The sequence below is a fragment of the Pontibacter mangrovi genome, assembly GCF_006385705.1.
GTDB lineage: Bacteria > Bacteroidota > Bacteroidia > Cytophagales > Hymenobacteraceae > Pontibacter > Pontibacter mangrovi.
The window spans coordinates 722,985-736,674 of sequence record NZ_VFRQ01000001.1; the positions used below are offsets into that span (position 1 = coordinate 722,985).

12 protein-coding genes are annotated in these 13,690 nt (G+C 54.5%); 2 read left to right on the top strand and 10 right to left on the bottom strand.

Annotated elements, in window-relative coordinates; translation table 11 throughout:
- Positions 1 to 18: 18 nt before the first annotated feature.
- The 5 genes from FJM65_RS03100 to FJM65_RS03120 all read right to left on the bottom strand — a co-directional run bounded on the left by FJM65_RS03100 (position 19) and on the right by FJM65_RS03120 (position 5,113).
- Positions 19 to 870: a pirin family protein gene (locus FJM65_RS03100; RefSeq protein ID WP_140619293.1), complete on the bottom strand. Its 852-nt coding sequence runs from the start codon at positions 868 to 870 to the stop codon at positions 19 to 21.
- Between the two features lie 172 nt (positions 871 to 1,042).
- The gene (gene cysM / locus FJM65_RS03105) at positions 1,043 to 1,930 is read right to left on the bottom strand and encodes a cysteine synthase CysM (RefSeq protein WP_140619295.1); all 888 of its coding nucleotides are present in this window, start codon (positions 1,928 to 1,930) and stop codon (positions 1,043 to 1,045) included.
- Positions 1,931 to 2,077: 147 nt separating this feature from the next.
- The gene (locus tag FJM65_RS03110; RefSeq protein ID WP_140619298.1) at positions 2,078 to 2,761 is read right to left on the bottom strand and encodes a type 1 glutamine amidotransferase domain-containing protein; all 684 of its coding nucleotides are present in this window, start codon (positions 2,759 to 2,761) and stop codon (positions 2,078 to 2,080) included.
- Between the two features lie 107 nt (positions 2,762 to 2,868).
- Complete coding sequence (locus tag FJM65_RS03115; RefSeq protein WP_140619300.1) at positions 2,869 to 4,161, bottom strand: PQQ-dependent sugar dehydrogenase; 1,293 nt, start codon at positions 4,159 to 4,161, stop codon at positions 2,869 to 2,871.
- 115 nt (positions 4,162 to 4,276) lie between these two features.
- Positions 4,277 to 5,113: an oxidoreductase gene (locus tag FJM65_RS03120; RefSeq protein ID WP_140619302.1), complete on the bottom strand. Its 837-nt coding sequence runs from the start codon at positions 5,111 to 5,113 to the stop codon at positions 4,277 to 4,279.
- 146 nt (positions 5,114 to 5,259) lie between these two features.
- Between FJM65_RS03120 and dinB the strand changes: the two genes are divergently transcribed.
- Positions 5,260 to 6,342 carry a DNA polymerase IV gene (dinB, locus tag FJM65_RS03125; protein WP_262710925.1) on the top strand — a complete coding sequence of 361 codons (1,083 nt, stop codon included), beginning with the start codon at positions 5,260 to 5,262 and terminating at the stop codon, positions 6,340 to 6,342.
- Between the two features lie 369 nt (positions 6,343 to 6,711).
- On the opposite strand, the gene FJM65_RS03130 is transcribed toward dinB, so the two are convergent.
- From FJM65_RS03130 to FJM65_RS03150, 5 genes are all read right to left on the bottom strand, one after another.
- A complete protein-coding gene (locus tag FJM65_RS03130) occupies positions 6,712 to 7,593 on the bottom strand; it encodes an alpha/beta fold hydrolase (protein WP_140619304.1) in 882 nt (293 codons plus the stop codon).
- A gap of 301 nt (positions 7,594 to 7,894) precedes the next feature.
- A complete protein-coding gene (locus tag FJM65_RS03135; protein WP_140619306.1) occupies positions 7,895 to 8,119 on the bottom strand; it encodes a hypothetical protein in 225 nt (74 codons plus the stop codon).
- A gap of 65 nt (positions 8,120 to 8,184) precedes the next feature.
- Positions 8,185 to 9,654 (bottom strand): cellulose synthase family protein, encoded by a 1,470-nt coding sequence (locus tag FJM65_RS03140; RefSeq protein ID WP_140619308.1) that lies wholly within the window; start codon positions 9,652 to 9,654, stop codon positions 8,185 to 8,187.
- Positions 9,654 to 11,198 (bottom strand): 4Fe-4S binding protein, encoded by a 1,545-nt coding sequence (locus tag FJM65_RS03145; protein ID WP_140619310.1) that lies wholly within the window; start codon positions 11,196 to 11,198, stop codon positions 9,654 to 9,656. The genes FJM65_RS03140 and FJM65_RS03145 overlap by 1 nt, the downstream gene beginning before the upstream one ends.
- A 179-nt stretch (positions 11,199 to 11,377) precedes the next feature.
- Positions 11,378 to 12,763, bottom strand: a complete 1,386-nt coding sequence (locus FJM65_RS03150) for an NAD(P)/FAD-dependent oxidoreductase (RefSeq protein ID WP_140619312.1) — start codon at positions 12,761 to 12,763, stop codon at positions 11,378 to 11,380.
- Positions 12,764 to 12,975: 212 nt separating this feature from the next.
- On the opposite strand from FJM65_RS03150, the gene FJM65_RS03155 reads away from it, so the two are divergent.
- Positions 12,976 to 13,665 carry a TIGR04282 family arsenosugar biosynthesis glycosyltransferase gene (locus tag FJM65_RS03155; RefSeq protein ID WP_140619314.1) on the top strand — a complete coding sequence of 230 codons (690 nt, stop codon included), beginning with the start codon at positions 12,976 to 12,978 and terminating at the stop codon, positions 13,663 to 13,665.
- Positions 13,666 to 13,690: the final 25 nt, after the last annotated feature.

Below are 13,690 nucleotides of genomic sequence, written 5' to 3' on the forward strand. Positions count from 1 at the left end.
CTTTACCTTTCTACCTCTCTAGTTCCAACTGCCCATTTTGCCAAGCTGGTAATCCCGGAAGGCTTCGTGTATCTCTTCTTCGGTATTCATCACGAAAGGACCATGCGCCACCACTGGCTCGTTGAACGGCTGGGCGTGGCCAAAGAGAATGTAGCTTTCCTCCAGCGCCTCTACCTGCACTTCCTCTCCCTCATTCGTAAACTCCACCAGGTTTAGTTTCTCCGCTTTTTCGCCGTTTACCTTTACAGCACCGCGCACCACGTAGAAGAAAATATTACGCTCCGCCGGCACGGAGGTGCTGAAGCTACCTCCCTCCTGCAGCTCTATACTTGCCATGTGAATGTCGCTGAGCGAGGGGATCGGCCCTTCTGTGTCGCGCCAGCTGCCGGAAACAACGTTCACTTTCACCTTGCCACCGTCCTCGGTTACGGTCGGTATCTTATCTTTTTGCAGGCCGATGTACTTTGGCTCCGTCATTTTATACTTGGCGGGCAGGTTAAACCACAGCTGCAGGATCTCCAGCGGGCCTCCCTCTTTCTTAAACTCTTCGGAGGAAACTTCGGCATGGATCAGACCCCGACCGGCCGTCATCCACTGCACACCCCCAGCCTGAATCACGTCTTTGCCGCCGCCGGTGTCCTGGTGCGTGATGTCGCCCTCCAGTATAAAAGTCAGCGTTTCAAAGCCGCGGTGCGGGTGCGGCCCGAACGGTAGTCCGCGGTTGTTTGGCTTATATACCTGCGGCCCGTGGTGGTTGAGGAACAGGAACGGGTCGATGTATTCCACTGAGTTAGTGGGCAAGGCGCGGTAGGTGACCAGGTCATCTATAGGTGCGCTGATGGCTTTATGAATTTTCTTGATCTTTCTCATTTATCCACAATTAATGTACGTACACTAATTTACTAACTATAAAGGTGCCGCACAAGTTTTGGCTGATGTATACTTTGCCAGCGCCTAGGGCTAAAGTTTTCAGCAAGTATAAACCTACCCCTGCCCTCCCAAGAGGGGAATCATAAAGACTTCCCTAAGCCGTCTGCCACACTTACTTCCCTGCAAACAAATCTGAAGACAAGTAGCGGTCACCGCGGTCGCAGATGATGCAGACCACCACGCCCTCGTCCAGTTCCTCGATAAGTTTGGTGGCCACATGCACTGCGCCGCCGCTGCTCATGCCGGCAAACACGCCTTCTTCGCGGGCCAACCTGCGGGTCATGGCGGTGGCTTCTGCCTGGCTCACATCAATGGTGCGGTCTACGCGCTCGGGCTCGAAAATCTTGGGGAGGTACTCCTTCTGCCAACGGCGGATGCCCGGTATCTGCGACCCCTCCACCGGCTGCGCCCCCACGATCTGCACCTGCGGGTTCTGTTCCTTCAGGTAGCGTGACACGCCCATGATGGTGCCGGTAGTGCCCATGGAAGAAACAAAATGCGTTACTTTGCCTTCTGTGTCGCGCCAGATCTCGGGGCCGGTGGTCCGCACGTGGGCTTTGTAGTTGTCGGGGTTACCGAACTGGTTCAGCACCAGATAGCCGCCTTTTTCCACCTGCTCGGCCACATAGTCTATCGCCCCTTCCATCGATTTTTCGGCCGGTGTAAGTATAACTTTTGCTCCGTAAGCCTCCATCGTTTGCACCCGCTCCTTGGTGGCGTTGGCGGGCATCACCAGCTCAATCTCCACCCCAAAAAGGCTTGCGATCATGGCCAGCGCGATGCCAGTGTTGCCGCTGGTCGCCTCGATCAGCTTCATACCAGGCTTCAGCTCACCGCGGTCTAGGGCACCTTTAATCATACTATAGGCAGCACGGTCTTTCACGCTGCCGCCGGGGTTGTTGCCCTCCAGCTTGCCATACAGCTTTACGCCAGGTTTTGTGTTAATGTGCGTGAGCTCCACCAGCGGGGTGTTGCCAATAAAGTTGAGTAGCGTTGCCATGATTGTTCAAATGTTTGGGTTGGATAATCTGCAGCCGTATAAACACTTTACGTTTGGCTGTACATGCGGAATAAGCGGTTAGCTGTTCATACTTTTCTGCATAAAAAAATCCCGCCAAGTACGCTTTATACCTGGCGGGATGGTGGTTTATTTTTTCTGCAGTAGTTGGAGCAATTCTTTAGCCGCCCCTTCTGAGGATGCCGGGTTTTGACCGGTAATCAGCAACCCGTCGCGAACAACGTGCGGCTGCCAGTCGCCTTTTTTAGAATAGTTGGCGCCCAGTTCCTTCAGTTTGTCCTCTACCAGAAACGGCACCACCTCTGTCAGTTGCACAGCCTCTTCCTCCGAGTTGGTAAAGCCCGTCACCTTTTTGCCTTTCACGAAGGCTTCACCGTTCTCATTCTTCACCTTAGCAAAAACGGCCGGCGCATGGCAAACGGCAGTCACCGGCTTTTGCTGCCTGGCAAAAGCCTCAATCAGTTTAGCAGATTCCTCGCTCTCTGACAGGTCCCACAGCGGGCCATGGCCGCCGGGGTAGAACACGGCATCAAAATCATCGGCTTTCACCTCGCTAAGCTTCTTGGTGTGACGCATTTTTTCCTGCAGTGCCGCATCTTTATAGTATCGCTCCGTAGCGCTTGTTTGGGCATCTGGCGCTTCGCTGCTGGGGTCAATGGGCGGCTCTCCGCCCTCCGGCGATGCAAGGGTTACCTCCACCCCAGCGTCAGCCATCACATAATAGGGTGCGGCAAACTCCTCTACCCAAAAACCTGTTTTCTTCCCGGTGTCACCCAGCTCCGCGTGCGATGTTAAGACAAATAATACTTTCATAGTTACTGATTTATACGTTAAGATCTGTTTGCATCCGCAGCCAACATACGCTAGCTGGGTTGCACAGAAAGGATGCCTATAGAACCTTTAACAGCAGGTTTTGTTTGCTACTGCGCCGCCACGCGCCAAATGGTGTTGCCTTCATCGTCTGCCACCAACAGCGATCCGTCCGGTAGTTCTGCCACTCCCACCGGCCTGCCGTATACCTGGTTTTTACTTGCATCAGCGATAAATCCCGTTAAAAAATCTTCGTAGTCGCCGCTGGGTTTTCCGCCTTGGAAGGGCACAAACACCACTTTATAGCCCGCAAACTCACTGCGGTTCCAGGAGCCGTGCTGGCCCACAAAAGCGCCGTTTTTATACTTGCCCGGAAAGCTGTTGCCCTCGTAAAACTCCAGGCCCAGCGAAGCGGTGTGCGAACCCAGGGGCACGTCCGGCACAATGGCTTTCTGAACCAGGTCGGGCCGCTCTCCTTTGCGGCGCGGGTCGATGTTTTGCCCGAAGTATGAAAAAGGCCATCCGTAAAACGCGCCTTCTTTCACGCTTGTCAGGTAGTCCGGCACCAGCTCATCGCCCAATTCATCCCGCTCATTCACCACGGTCCAGAGGGTGCCGGAGCTAGGTTCCCAATCCATCCCTACCGGGTTGCGCAAACCGCTGGCATATACGCGCTCGCCACTGCCGTCCGGGTTTATCTCCAGGATGTTGGCGCGTCGCTCTTCCTCCTCCATGCCATACTCGCCTACGTTACTCGCCGATCCCACTGATACATAGATTTTAGAACCGTCGGGGCTGGCGATGAGATTGCGGGTCCAGTGATGGTTGTAGCCGCCTGCCGGCAAGTCCAGTAACTTTTCTCCCTTTCCCGTGATCTTCGTTTGTCCCTCTTTGTAGGGGAAGCGCAGCAAGGCATCCGTATTGGCCACATAGAAGTAGCCGTTTAGCACCAGCATGCCATAGGGCTGTTTCAGGTCTTCCAGAAAAACCTCGCGCACATCCGGTTTGCCGTCCTGGTTGGTGTCGCGGAACAGGGTGATGCGGTTGGCACTTTTTTCCTCGTCATCCGACTCCACCACAAAAATATCTTTATTTGGGGCAATGTATATACGGCGCGGGTGCTTTAGGTCGGCGGCAAACGCTGTTACGGTAAAGCCATTTGGGGCGGTGGGGGTTTTGCCATCAGGCCAGCCGATGGTCTGGCTCCGCTTCTCAGCGCTGCTCGTGGTGTCCGGGGCAGGAAGCTGCAGGCTTTGGTTTGTTGCGGTGGCTACGGTGTCCGCATCAGGATTATATGTTGTACCGGCCTCCGTAGCCTCGGTTGTGCGCGCCGGCTCCGAACAGCCAAGCATCATACATACGGATAGGGACAGGAGCGGCAAGTGCCATCGAAGTGTTTTCATAGTTTAAGTTCGTGTTTAAGTTTATACTATACGGGCATAATGCCTGGTGCGGAGAAAGCACAGAAACAAATACCTTACTTTATCCGAAGTTAAAATCAGCTTCTGCTGGATTAGCTTAGTCATCAAAGGAGGTTTGGGTAGCGATGCTTTCCCAGTTCTTTAGGTCCTGCTCTACCTGCTGCAGCTTGTTTCGGACGGCATTATAGGCAGTCTGGCCCAGCGGCAGGCGAAGCGGCGGGTTTTCGTTGTCCACCACCTGCAACAGCACCTGGGCCGCCTTTACCGGGTCACCCTCCTGCTGGCCTGCATAGCCCAGGATGGTGTTTTTGAACACACGTGCTGTACTCTCGTATTCGGGCATTTCCTGTTGCGCCGCTTTTATACTGGAGCCGGCAAAGTTGGTACGGAAAGGCCCTGGCTCAATGATGCTCACTTTAATTCCCAGCGGAGCCACCTCCTGAGCCAGCGCCTCGCTCATGCCCTCCAGCGCAAACTTGCTCGCATTGTAGACGCCAAAGCCCTGCGTGCTCCTGAAACCGGCCACCGACGACATCTGCACAATATGGCCGCTGCCCTGCCGGCGCATGTGCGGCAGCACCGCCTGCGTTACCTGCAGCGCCCCGAAAAAGTTTGTCTCCATCACTTCCCTAAACTCCTTCACAGAGGCTTCTTCCACGGCACCCAGAAACCCGAACCCTGCGTTGTTCACCAGCACTTCAATCCGGCCCAGGTGCTTTATGGCGGCCTCCACGGTGGCCTTCACCCCATCCGGGTTCGTTACATCCATCATGTAAGCAAAGGCCTTACCTTCCGCAATCGCATTAAACTCGTCCAGTTGCCTGTGCTGCCGCACCGTACCGATCACTTTATCCCCATTGCGCACAACTTCCTCGGCCAGCACGCGGCCGAACCCACTTGATACTCCTGTGATGAACCAAACTTTATTTGCCATTTTATATCTTGCTTATATGTGAGTTGGGGTATACGCATTTGTGGCGGAGGGGATAAATGCTGCTCTGTTGGCCTGCAGTAGCAGCCCGCTATAAATTATACTTCCTGCAAGGGTTTTCGTACCTTTGTGATTCTTAAACTCATACTTTGAACCCGCCTATCCGCAAGATCATCCACGTAGACATGGACGCCTTTTTTGCGTCGGTGGAGCAGCGCGACAACCCCGAGCTGCGCGGAAAGCCTGTGGCCGTAGGTGGCTCCAGGGCAAGGGGCGTGGTGGCCGCCGCCAGCTACGAGGCTCGCAAGTATGGCGTGCACTCGGCGCTGGCCTCCAAAATAGCCGCCCAGCGCTGCCCGCATCTCATTTTTGTGAAAGCCCGTTTTGAGGTTTACAGCGCGGTGTCGAGGCAAATCCGGGAGATCTTCCATTCCTACACCGACCTGGTGGAGCCGCTCTCGCTGGATGAGGCGTACCTGGACGTGACGGAGAACAAGATCGGCATGCCCTCGGCCACCATCATTGCCCAGGAAATCAGGAAAAAGATTTTTGAGGAAACCGGCCTGACCGCTTCGGCAGGCGTCTCTTACAATAAGTTCCTGGCAAAGATCGCCTCCGACATGAACAAGCCCAACGGCTTTACGCTCATCACACCCGATAAAGCGGAGGAGCTGGTGGCGGGGCTGGTGATAGAGAAGTTCCATGGCATCGGCAAGGTGACGGCAGCCAAGATGCAAAGTATGGGCATCCTGACGGGGGCGGATTTAAGGGAAAGGTCGGAAGAGGAGCTGGTACGTAATTTTGGAAAGGTGGGCCGCTATTATTACCGCATTGCCCGCGCCCAAGACGAGCGCGAGGTGCAACCGCACCGCATCCGTAAATCCATCGGATCGGAACGCACCTTCGATGTGGACCTGACCGAGGAGCCGGACATGCTGGAGCGCCTGCAGCACCTGTCCGAAGAGGTGGCACAGGACATGGCCCGGCTGCAGGCCAGCGCCAAAACCGTGACGGTGAAGATCAAGTACTTCGACTTCACCCTGAACACCCGCAGCAAGACTTATTTAGGAGAGTTTACCTCTGCCGATGCCATTTATACCATAGCCCGCGAACTGCTGCGCACGCCCCAGCTGCCTACCTACCCGGTGCGCCTGCTCGGCATCTCCGTCTCCAGCCTCACCTATCAACACGATAAGCTACGTGAGGGGTACCAGCTGACGCTGGAGTTGTAGTTGAACGGTTGATATCATTCCTGCTTGTTTGATGGGAGTGTCTCTCGCCCTTCTCCAGAAACAAGTTCTGGATCTGCGGCTTGTCTAAGGGGGAATTATCAACACAAGTATGAACCCACCCCTACCCCTCCGAGGAGGGGAATTTACCCCACCCCAGCCCTCCCCTTTTATCTAGGGCCCCTACCCCCAGGACGAGACCTCCAGGCCTTAAGGGTACCAAAGTATGAGGTGCAACTTTTGGTATGTAAACCTGGAGGATGAACAGCGACTAGCAAGTATAGCTTGTGTCAAAATGCAGAAAGCGGAGGCAGATAGAGGCACAAGCGTCCGCTTGTGCCATGGAAGACTAAAGAGCCAGCGAATAAAAAATCACTTACCTTTCCTCGCCTGCTCCACTACCAGCTCCGCAATATCCTCCGGCTTTTCTTCCTGCAGAAAATGGCTGGCGCCCAGTTTATGAACTTCAGCAAGGTTAGCGGCTAATTTTATCTCTTCGCCATAGCGCTCATAGGTCAGTCCCGGGTCTTTTGTGCCCCAGATAGCCTGCACAGGGTAAGGCACATTTTCTACTGCCCTCATGCAAAGCCTCCCGAACTCCTCCGACTTGTCAAAGTGCCGCATGATCTTTAGGAAAGCAGCGCCATTATCCTGACGCTTAAGCAGGTCTACATAGGCATAGATTTCCTCTTTCGGGATGGCCTCGGTGTGCTCTACGGCCGCTTTTGAGAAGCCAAGGTGCCAGGTGGTGTGGGTGATACTTTTCAGCTCGGCCTCCCCTAGCAGCGGTACTTCGAAGAGGCGCATGGGCAGCGGCTTTTTAAAGTGCACCACGTCAATCCACGTGTTCAGGATGGTCAGCGAGAGTATTTTCTCTTTATGCTCTGCAGCCAGGGCAAAGCCAATTGGTCCGCCAATGTCATGCACCACAAGATGGTACTTCGCTATACCCAACTCCTCCGTGGCCCTAGCCAGGAAACGGGCAAAACCGGGAAAAGTATAGTCGAAATCTTCGGGCCTGTCGGAGAGGCCGAGACCGGGCAGGTCCACGCAAACGCCGCGCATGCCTTTGGCAGCTAAGTCCTTTATTACCTTGCGGTACAGAAACGATGAAGTCGGCACACCATGGATGCAGAACACCACCTCCCCTTCCCCTTCGTCCAGCACAAAAGTCCTAATGTCTTCAACTGTCAGGTATCTTCCGTTGGCTTCGTGTTTTGCTATTACCTCCGCCACTTCTTTATCTGTACTCATCGCCTATAATCATTTGTTTGGGATACTTACCTTCACAGCGTTTAATTAAGCCATCGGCGAAGCCACTTTGCCCTGCGTCTCACAACACTGCTACACTGGTTAGCATCATACGGGGCAAAGGCCGTTTGCGGTGGCGTGGCTATTAAATAGAAGAGGGACTACTACACAAATGGGTGGGGTTGCAGCAGCACAAGCGGACGCTTGCGCCAGAAAAACCGGAAAGGGATATTTATACTTGCGTTCGCTGCAGCGCCTCGTCCAGCCTACTTATCAGGTCCTCCAGGGAGACCATTTGATCAAGTTACTCCGCCATCAGCAGCACTTTTACGCTATCGCCTTGCTGCAGCGCCACTATCGGGAAACTATCATAAACCTCTCCATGCTGCCACTCATTTTTGTACACAAACGCCACCTCCAGCGGCAGTTGCTGCACATAAGCCGCCCACTCCGGAAAGATGGTAAAATTACTATAGGTGAGTGCGCAGAGGCTGCAGGGGTATGTTTCGGGAGAGATGATCTTATGCACCAAATCGGTAAGATTGTTGAAGAAACCCGTTTGGGCGTTATAAACAGCAGTTTTGGCGGCATTTGTTAGGATCTTCTGTAAGAAAGAACGGATTGGTAAAAAACCAGCAGGTAGCCCACCGCCAGCATACTATGGAAGACGAGCAGCACATACTCGCCCTGCGCCCCGCTCCAGGTTGCCACGCCCAGGAACAGCAGGCCCAGCAGCCCCTCCAGGTAGGTGGTAAACGGCATTTTCAGACTGAGGTAAAAGTTCTGTTGCCACGTATGCTTGCGCCCCTCCAGGTTAAACTTCGGGGTGCGGATAAAGGCAGATTTGCGGCCGGTCCAGCCTTCCCACACCGCCACGGCATTGTGCAGCGCCATCCCCATGGATACCGAAAGGAACAGCGGGTAGTAAAGCACGAACCCTGCCACACGGTTTATACCTGTGGACTTTCCTAAGAAGTTTGCCTGAAAGTATACCAGGCTGATTACCACAAAGCTCAGCAGCATTACCTCCGCTACCTCAAAAGCCGCAGGCGGAAGTTGGTTGTTTACTTTAGCCCAGAGCAGCGGTATACTGGCCAGCGAGGCCAGCAGCACCGCCACAAATACGGAACTGTTAAGCAGGTGCGCCAGCGCGTGGTATTTGGTCTGCAGCGATTTGCCGGAGCGCAGCACTTTGCCCAAATGCTTTACAGCTACCTCTGCCCCACCCTTGGTCCAGCGGAACTGCTGCGACTTCAGGGCGCTCATCACGGGCGGCAGCTCCGCCGGCGACTCCACCTCAGGCAAGTATAGAAACTGCCAGCCTTTGAGCTGGGCGCGGTAGCTCAAATCTAGGTCTTCGGTCAGCGTATCATCGTGCCAATTACCGGCATCCAAAATGGTGGTTTTGCGCCACACACCGCCGGTACCGTTAAAGTTGATGAAAGCATGTTGGTTGTTACGACCTACCTGTTCTATAAAAAAATGCGCATCCAGGGCCAGCGCCTGCAGGCGGGTAAGTAGGGAGTAGTCCTTGTTCAGGTGCGTCCAGCGGGTTTGCACCATGCCCAGATTCGGGTTGGCAAAGTATGGGATCGTATTTTTGAGGAAGTCGGGCTGCGGCGTGAAGTCGGCATCGAAAATGGCAATATACTCCCCCTGCGCCAGCTCCAGGCCATACTTTAAAGCGCCAGCCTTATAGCCCGAGCGGTTGGCGCGGCGGATGTGCTGAAACTTCAGGTATGGGTACTGCAGGAGTGTTTTCTTGATGATCTCCGTGGTTTCGTCGTCGCTGTCGTCGAGCAGCTGAATTTCTAGTTTATCGGCAGGGTAATCCAGGGCGGCAACCGAATCAATAAGTCGCTCTACCACATACTTCTCGTTATATACCGGCAGCTGCACCGTCACCGTGGGCCATACTTCCGGGGCAGGCGGAGCTGGCCTTGTGCTTTGTTTTTGGGACAGCCGGAAACGGTACAGCAGGTGCGCCTGCGCCACGCTGTACAAAAGTATAAACAGCATCGCGAGCCCATAGATAAGCATGCAAAGTATAAGCAGTAACCTCATTAATTCAGTACCTTGATCGACTCGTTTCCGGTCAGCACCGGGATATCGGTGATGCGCCCTTGCTCCGGCCCGTTCTCCAGTTTCAGCACACCACGCGGACACACGCTGGCGCAGATGCCGCAGCCCACGCAGGAGGCTCTAACAATATTTTGCCCGCGCTGCGCGTACCAGCGCACATCAATGCCCATCTCGCAATACGTAGAGCAGTTGCCGCAGGAAATACACTGTCCGCCGTTGGTCGTGATCCTGAACCTGGACTTAAAGCGCTGCACAATGCCCAGGTACGCTGCCAGCGGACAGCCATAGCGGCACCACACGCGGTTGCCCATCAGCGGGTAAAATCCCACGCCCACCACGCCCGCAAAAGCAGACCCGATCAAAAATCCGTACCACTGGTGCAGCACACCGGTGGATTGCTTCAGCAGCGCAAATTCGGTAAAATAGTTGGCAATGGTTAGCAGGGTGATTACCGTGATGATAACCAGTATCGGGTACACCATCCAACGCTCCACCTTCCAGGCTTTCAAGGACTTGTCGGAGAGATGGCGGTACGGATCTCCGGCGGTTTCGGCCAGTCCACCGCAGCCGCACACCCAGCTGCAGTACCAGCGCTTGCCATAAAAATAAGTAAAAAGCGGCACACCAAGTATGATCAGGATAATCCCCCAGATAAACAGGAACAACCCGATGCTGCCGCTGCCCAGCATGCTCGCCACGCTGTAATCAAAGAAGAAATCATAATCGAGCGGCCAGATGTTTTTGAGGTCGTACCAGGGCAGGTTCAACAGCACCAGGATCTCCGGGATCAGAAAGGCAAAACTCAGCTGGAAAAACATGACAGAGGCAGTGCGAATCATTTGGTAATTATTGCCCCGGTACTTGCGCAACATCCGCACGCCCATCACCAGGATGGCCAACGTATAGATGGTGCCATACAAAAACCACTGGCTGGCCGGCCCACCCGACAAAGCATAACTCAGCGGGTCTACCAGCAAAGCCCAGTTCACGATGTACTCGGGGTACCAGTACAGCAGCACGTAAATGGCCGTTAAGTATAATCCGATCGTTATTCCCACCACTCCCCGCGATTTATTGGAGGAGAACATAACACCATTGTTCTTTATGCCAGCCGGCTCAGCACGGTGCTTTGGCAGGATGTTGAGTAGCGCTCCGGCCGCACCAAGTATAACGGTCAGTAACAGTAGCAGCAGCTTATTGTTCTCTACAAAACCCTGGCTAGCGGCCCGGGTAAGGGCAAAGGCATAATTGTCCCATATCACGCGGTCCCATTGCTGGCTGCGCTGCCGCTCTTCGTTGTAGTTATCCAGGTAGCTGTTAAAGTCCGAGGCGAAGCCGAAGCTGGAAGTATAGGTTTTGCCCAGCATCGGTTGCAGTTCCTGCCGCAGCACCTCCACATGCTCTGGCTTCACCGCCTCCTGCAGCTGTGCCTCCGATAGCTCAAACTGACCCATAAAAAGCAGCGCATTAAAGAGCAGCAGCGCCAGCAGGAAAATACCCAAACCTGTTTTTTGTATCGCTTTCATCTTTATCCTTCCCCAGAATCTTCCCTAAAAGCAGGAAAGGGGGCATCTAAATTCTTTACGTGTTACTGTTCCGGATTTCCAAATCCGCTTTTGTTCACCTATGGGGATTAGAAAATCCCCTGCAGCTGGCTTCCGGACTTAGAACTCCGAATGAGCGATTGGTATTACAGCTGTTCCCTCTATAACCCTAAAACCGCCAACAGTCCTTTTTTCTTTTTCTTCTCCGGCTGTAAGCTTGTGTTAAACTGCCGGTTATAGGCCTGCAGCATTTCATGATTGTGCTGTTCGTAGAACTCCGGATCAAACAAGGCCTCCTGCAGTTTTACCAGTACCTCCTCCACCGTCCGATTCTCCTTCAGCGCCTGGTCAAAAAACTCGTGGCGCAGGCGCATACCGAAGGAATTTACCCCGTGCAGCCGCTTATCTTTTCCGTTAAAAACAGCGCGAAAAGCGATTTTGCCGCTTGCATGCTCCCAATAGAAAGATTGCACCGGCTCCTCCCACTCATTCGGCACCATGCCATAGGTCTGGTACTCGATGTCGAAGAACTTGGCGGAGTTGAACCAGGGGCCGGGGTTGTAATGCACTGGCTCGCGGGTAAGGTTGTGCGCCAGCGTTTCGCCGTGCATGCGGCCGGTGTACCACACCTGCTCCACGCTTTTGCGGTTAGGCAGCGGCACCCGGTACTCGGCACAATCACCGATGGCAAACACGTTGGGTAGGTTGGTGGCAAAATGCTGATCCACCAGTATGCCCATATTGACCTCCAGCTCTGTGTTCCGCACCAGGTCGATATTGGGTTTCACGCCCACGGCCAGCCCTACAAACTGGCAAGGAATCTCCTCCCCCGCCCTTGTCACCACCGCCCGCACGCGGCCTGAGTCATCCGCTAGAATCTCTTGCAGCTCCGTTTGCAGGCGCAGGTCCACGTGGTGCTCCCGCATGTGCCGCATCCCCAGCTCCGATTCCTCTTTCGGAAGTACTCCTTGCCAAAACCGCTCTTCCCGCACCAGAAACGTAACCGGTATCTTCCGGCTCAGGAGCATCTCGGCCATTTCTACGCCAATCAAACCACCGCCCACCACCACGGCACGCTGGCAGCTAGCGGTATTTTCATTCATCCTTTGAACATCCTGGTACGAGTAGAGCCCCTGCACGCCCTGCAGCTCCTGCCCCGGCCAGCCGAACATATTCGGCTTCGAGCCCAGCGCCAGGATCAGGATTTCATACTGGAGCGGCTCCTGTTGCTGTAGCTGCAGTTGCTTTTGCTCAAAATCTATACTTGTTACCCAGTCGTGCACCAGCTGCAGGCGGTTTTTCTCCCAGAACCAGTCCTCGTAAGGCTTGGTGTGCTCGTGCTTCATGTGGCCCATGTAAACGTACATGAGTGCGGTGCGGGAGAAGAAATGCTCGGTTTCGCCGGAGATGATGGTGATGTGGGCCTCGCTGTCGCGTTTGCGGATGTGGCGCGCACAGGTAATTCCCGAAATGCCGTTACCGATGATGACGATGCGGCGGCCCTTCGAGCGGATATAAAAATCTCCTGTATGTCTGGTTTCCTTCATAAGGATGGAAAGTGCACGGTTCAGCCTGTAAAACAAGCTTCGCAGCCACTGGTTTTCCAAATTTACCTCCAATAAACGGATGTGCCTATACTTGCCCGACAAAAGGCAGGTAACTTGCGCCAGATGACGTGGCAACAACCCGTGCAAAGCTGTAAGTTTGCAGGAGAACTATTTTCTGAACATTTACCCGATATAAATGTAGAGTATAGAAGTTGAAGTCCGCTTACGCACATACCGCCGTTTTGCTCTTTACCCGCACCTCCGCCGAGGAGGCGCAGGCGAAGCACTTCTGCCGCAGCCGCAGCAAGAGCGAGGCTATTGCCGACCAGCTCATCCGCCGGAGCACGGAACTGGTGCAACAGGCAGGGCTTCCGCTCCTCCTCATCGACTCCTCCAAACAACAAGGAAGCACTTTTGGCGAGCGGCTGCAGCACGCTTTCGGGCTGGCATTTGCGCAGGGCTACGAGAAGGTTATCTGCCTCGGCAACGATACTCCCGGCCTGACGCCCGCCACACTGCGTGCCGCCGCTGAGGCGTTGCACGGGCAGGATTTTGTGTTTGGCCAGGCCACCGACGGCGGCGTGTACCTGATGGGGATGCACCGCCATACCTTGCCACAACTCGATTTCAGCGCCATCTCCTGGAACACCGCACTTGTTTTTGAGGAGCTTTGCCTGCAAACAGCCGCTGCCGCCACCGCCATACTTGCCCCCATACTTGCCGATGCTGACAGCGCTGAGGACATACTTATACTTAGCGCACAGCGTTCTTTGGGTAAGTTTGCCGCCTGGCTGCGCGAGTTGCTGTTTAGCTGCAGGTTACACATTACCGATTATACTTTCTGCCAACTGCAAGCCATACCTGCCGCCACCGCGCTGCGCGGCCCACCTGTTAGCTGTTAATCCATCTAGGTTACTTTACAACTAA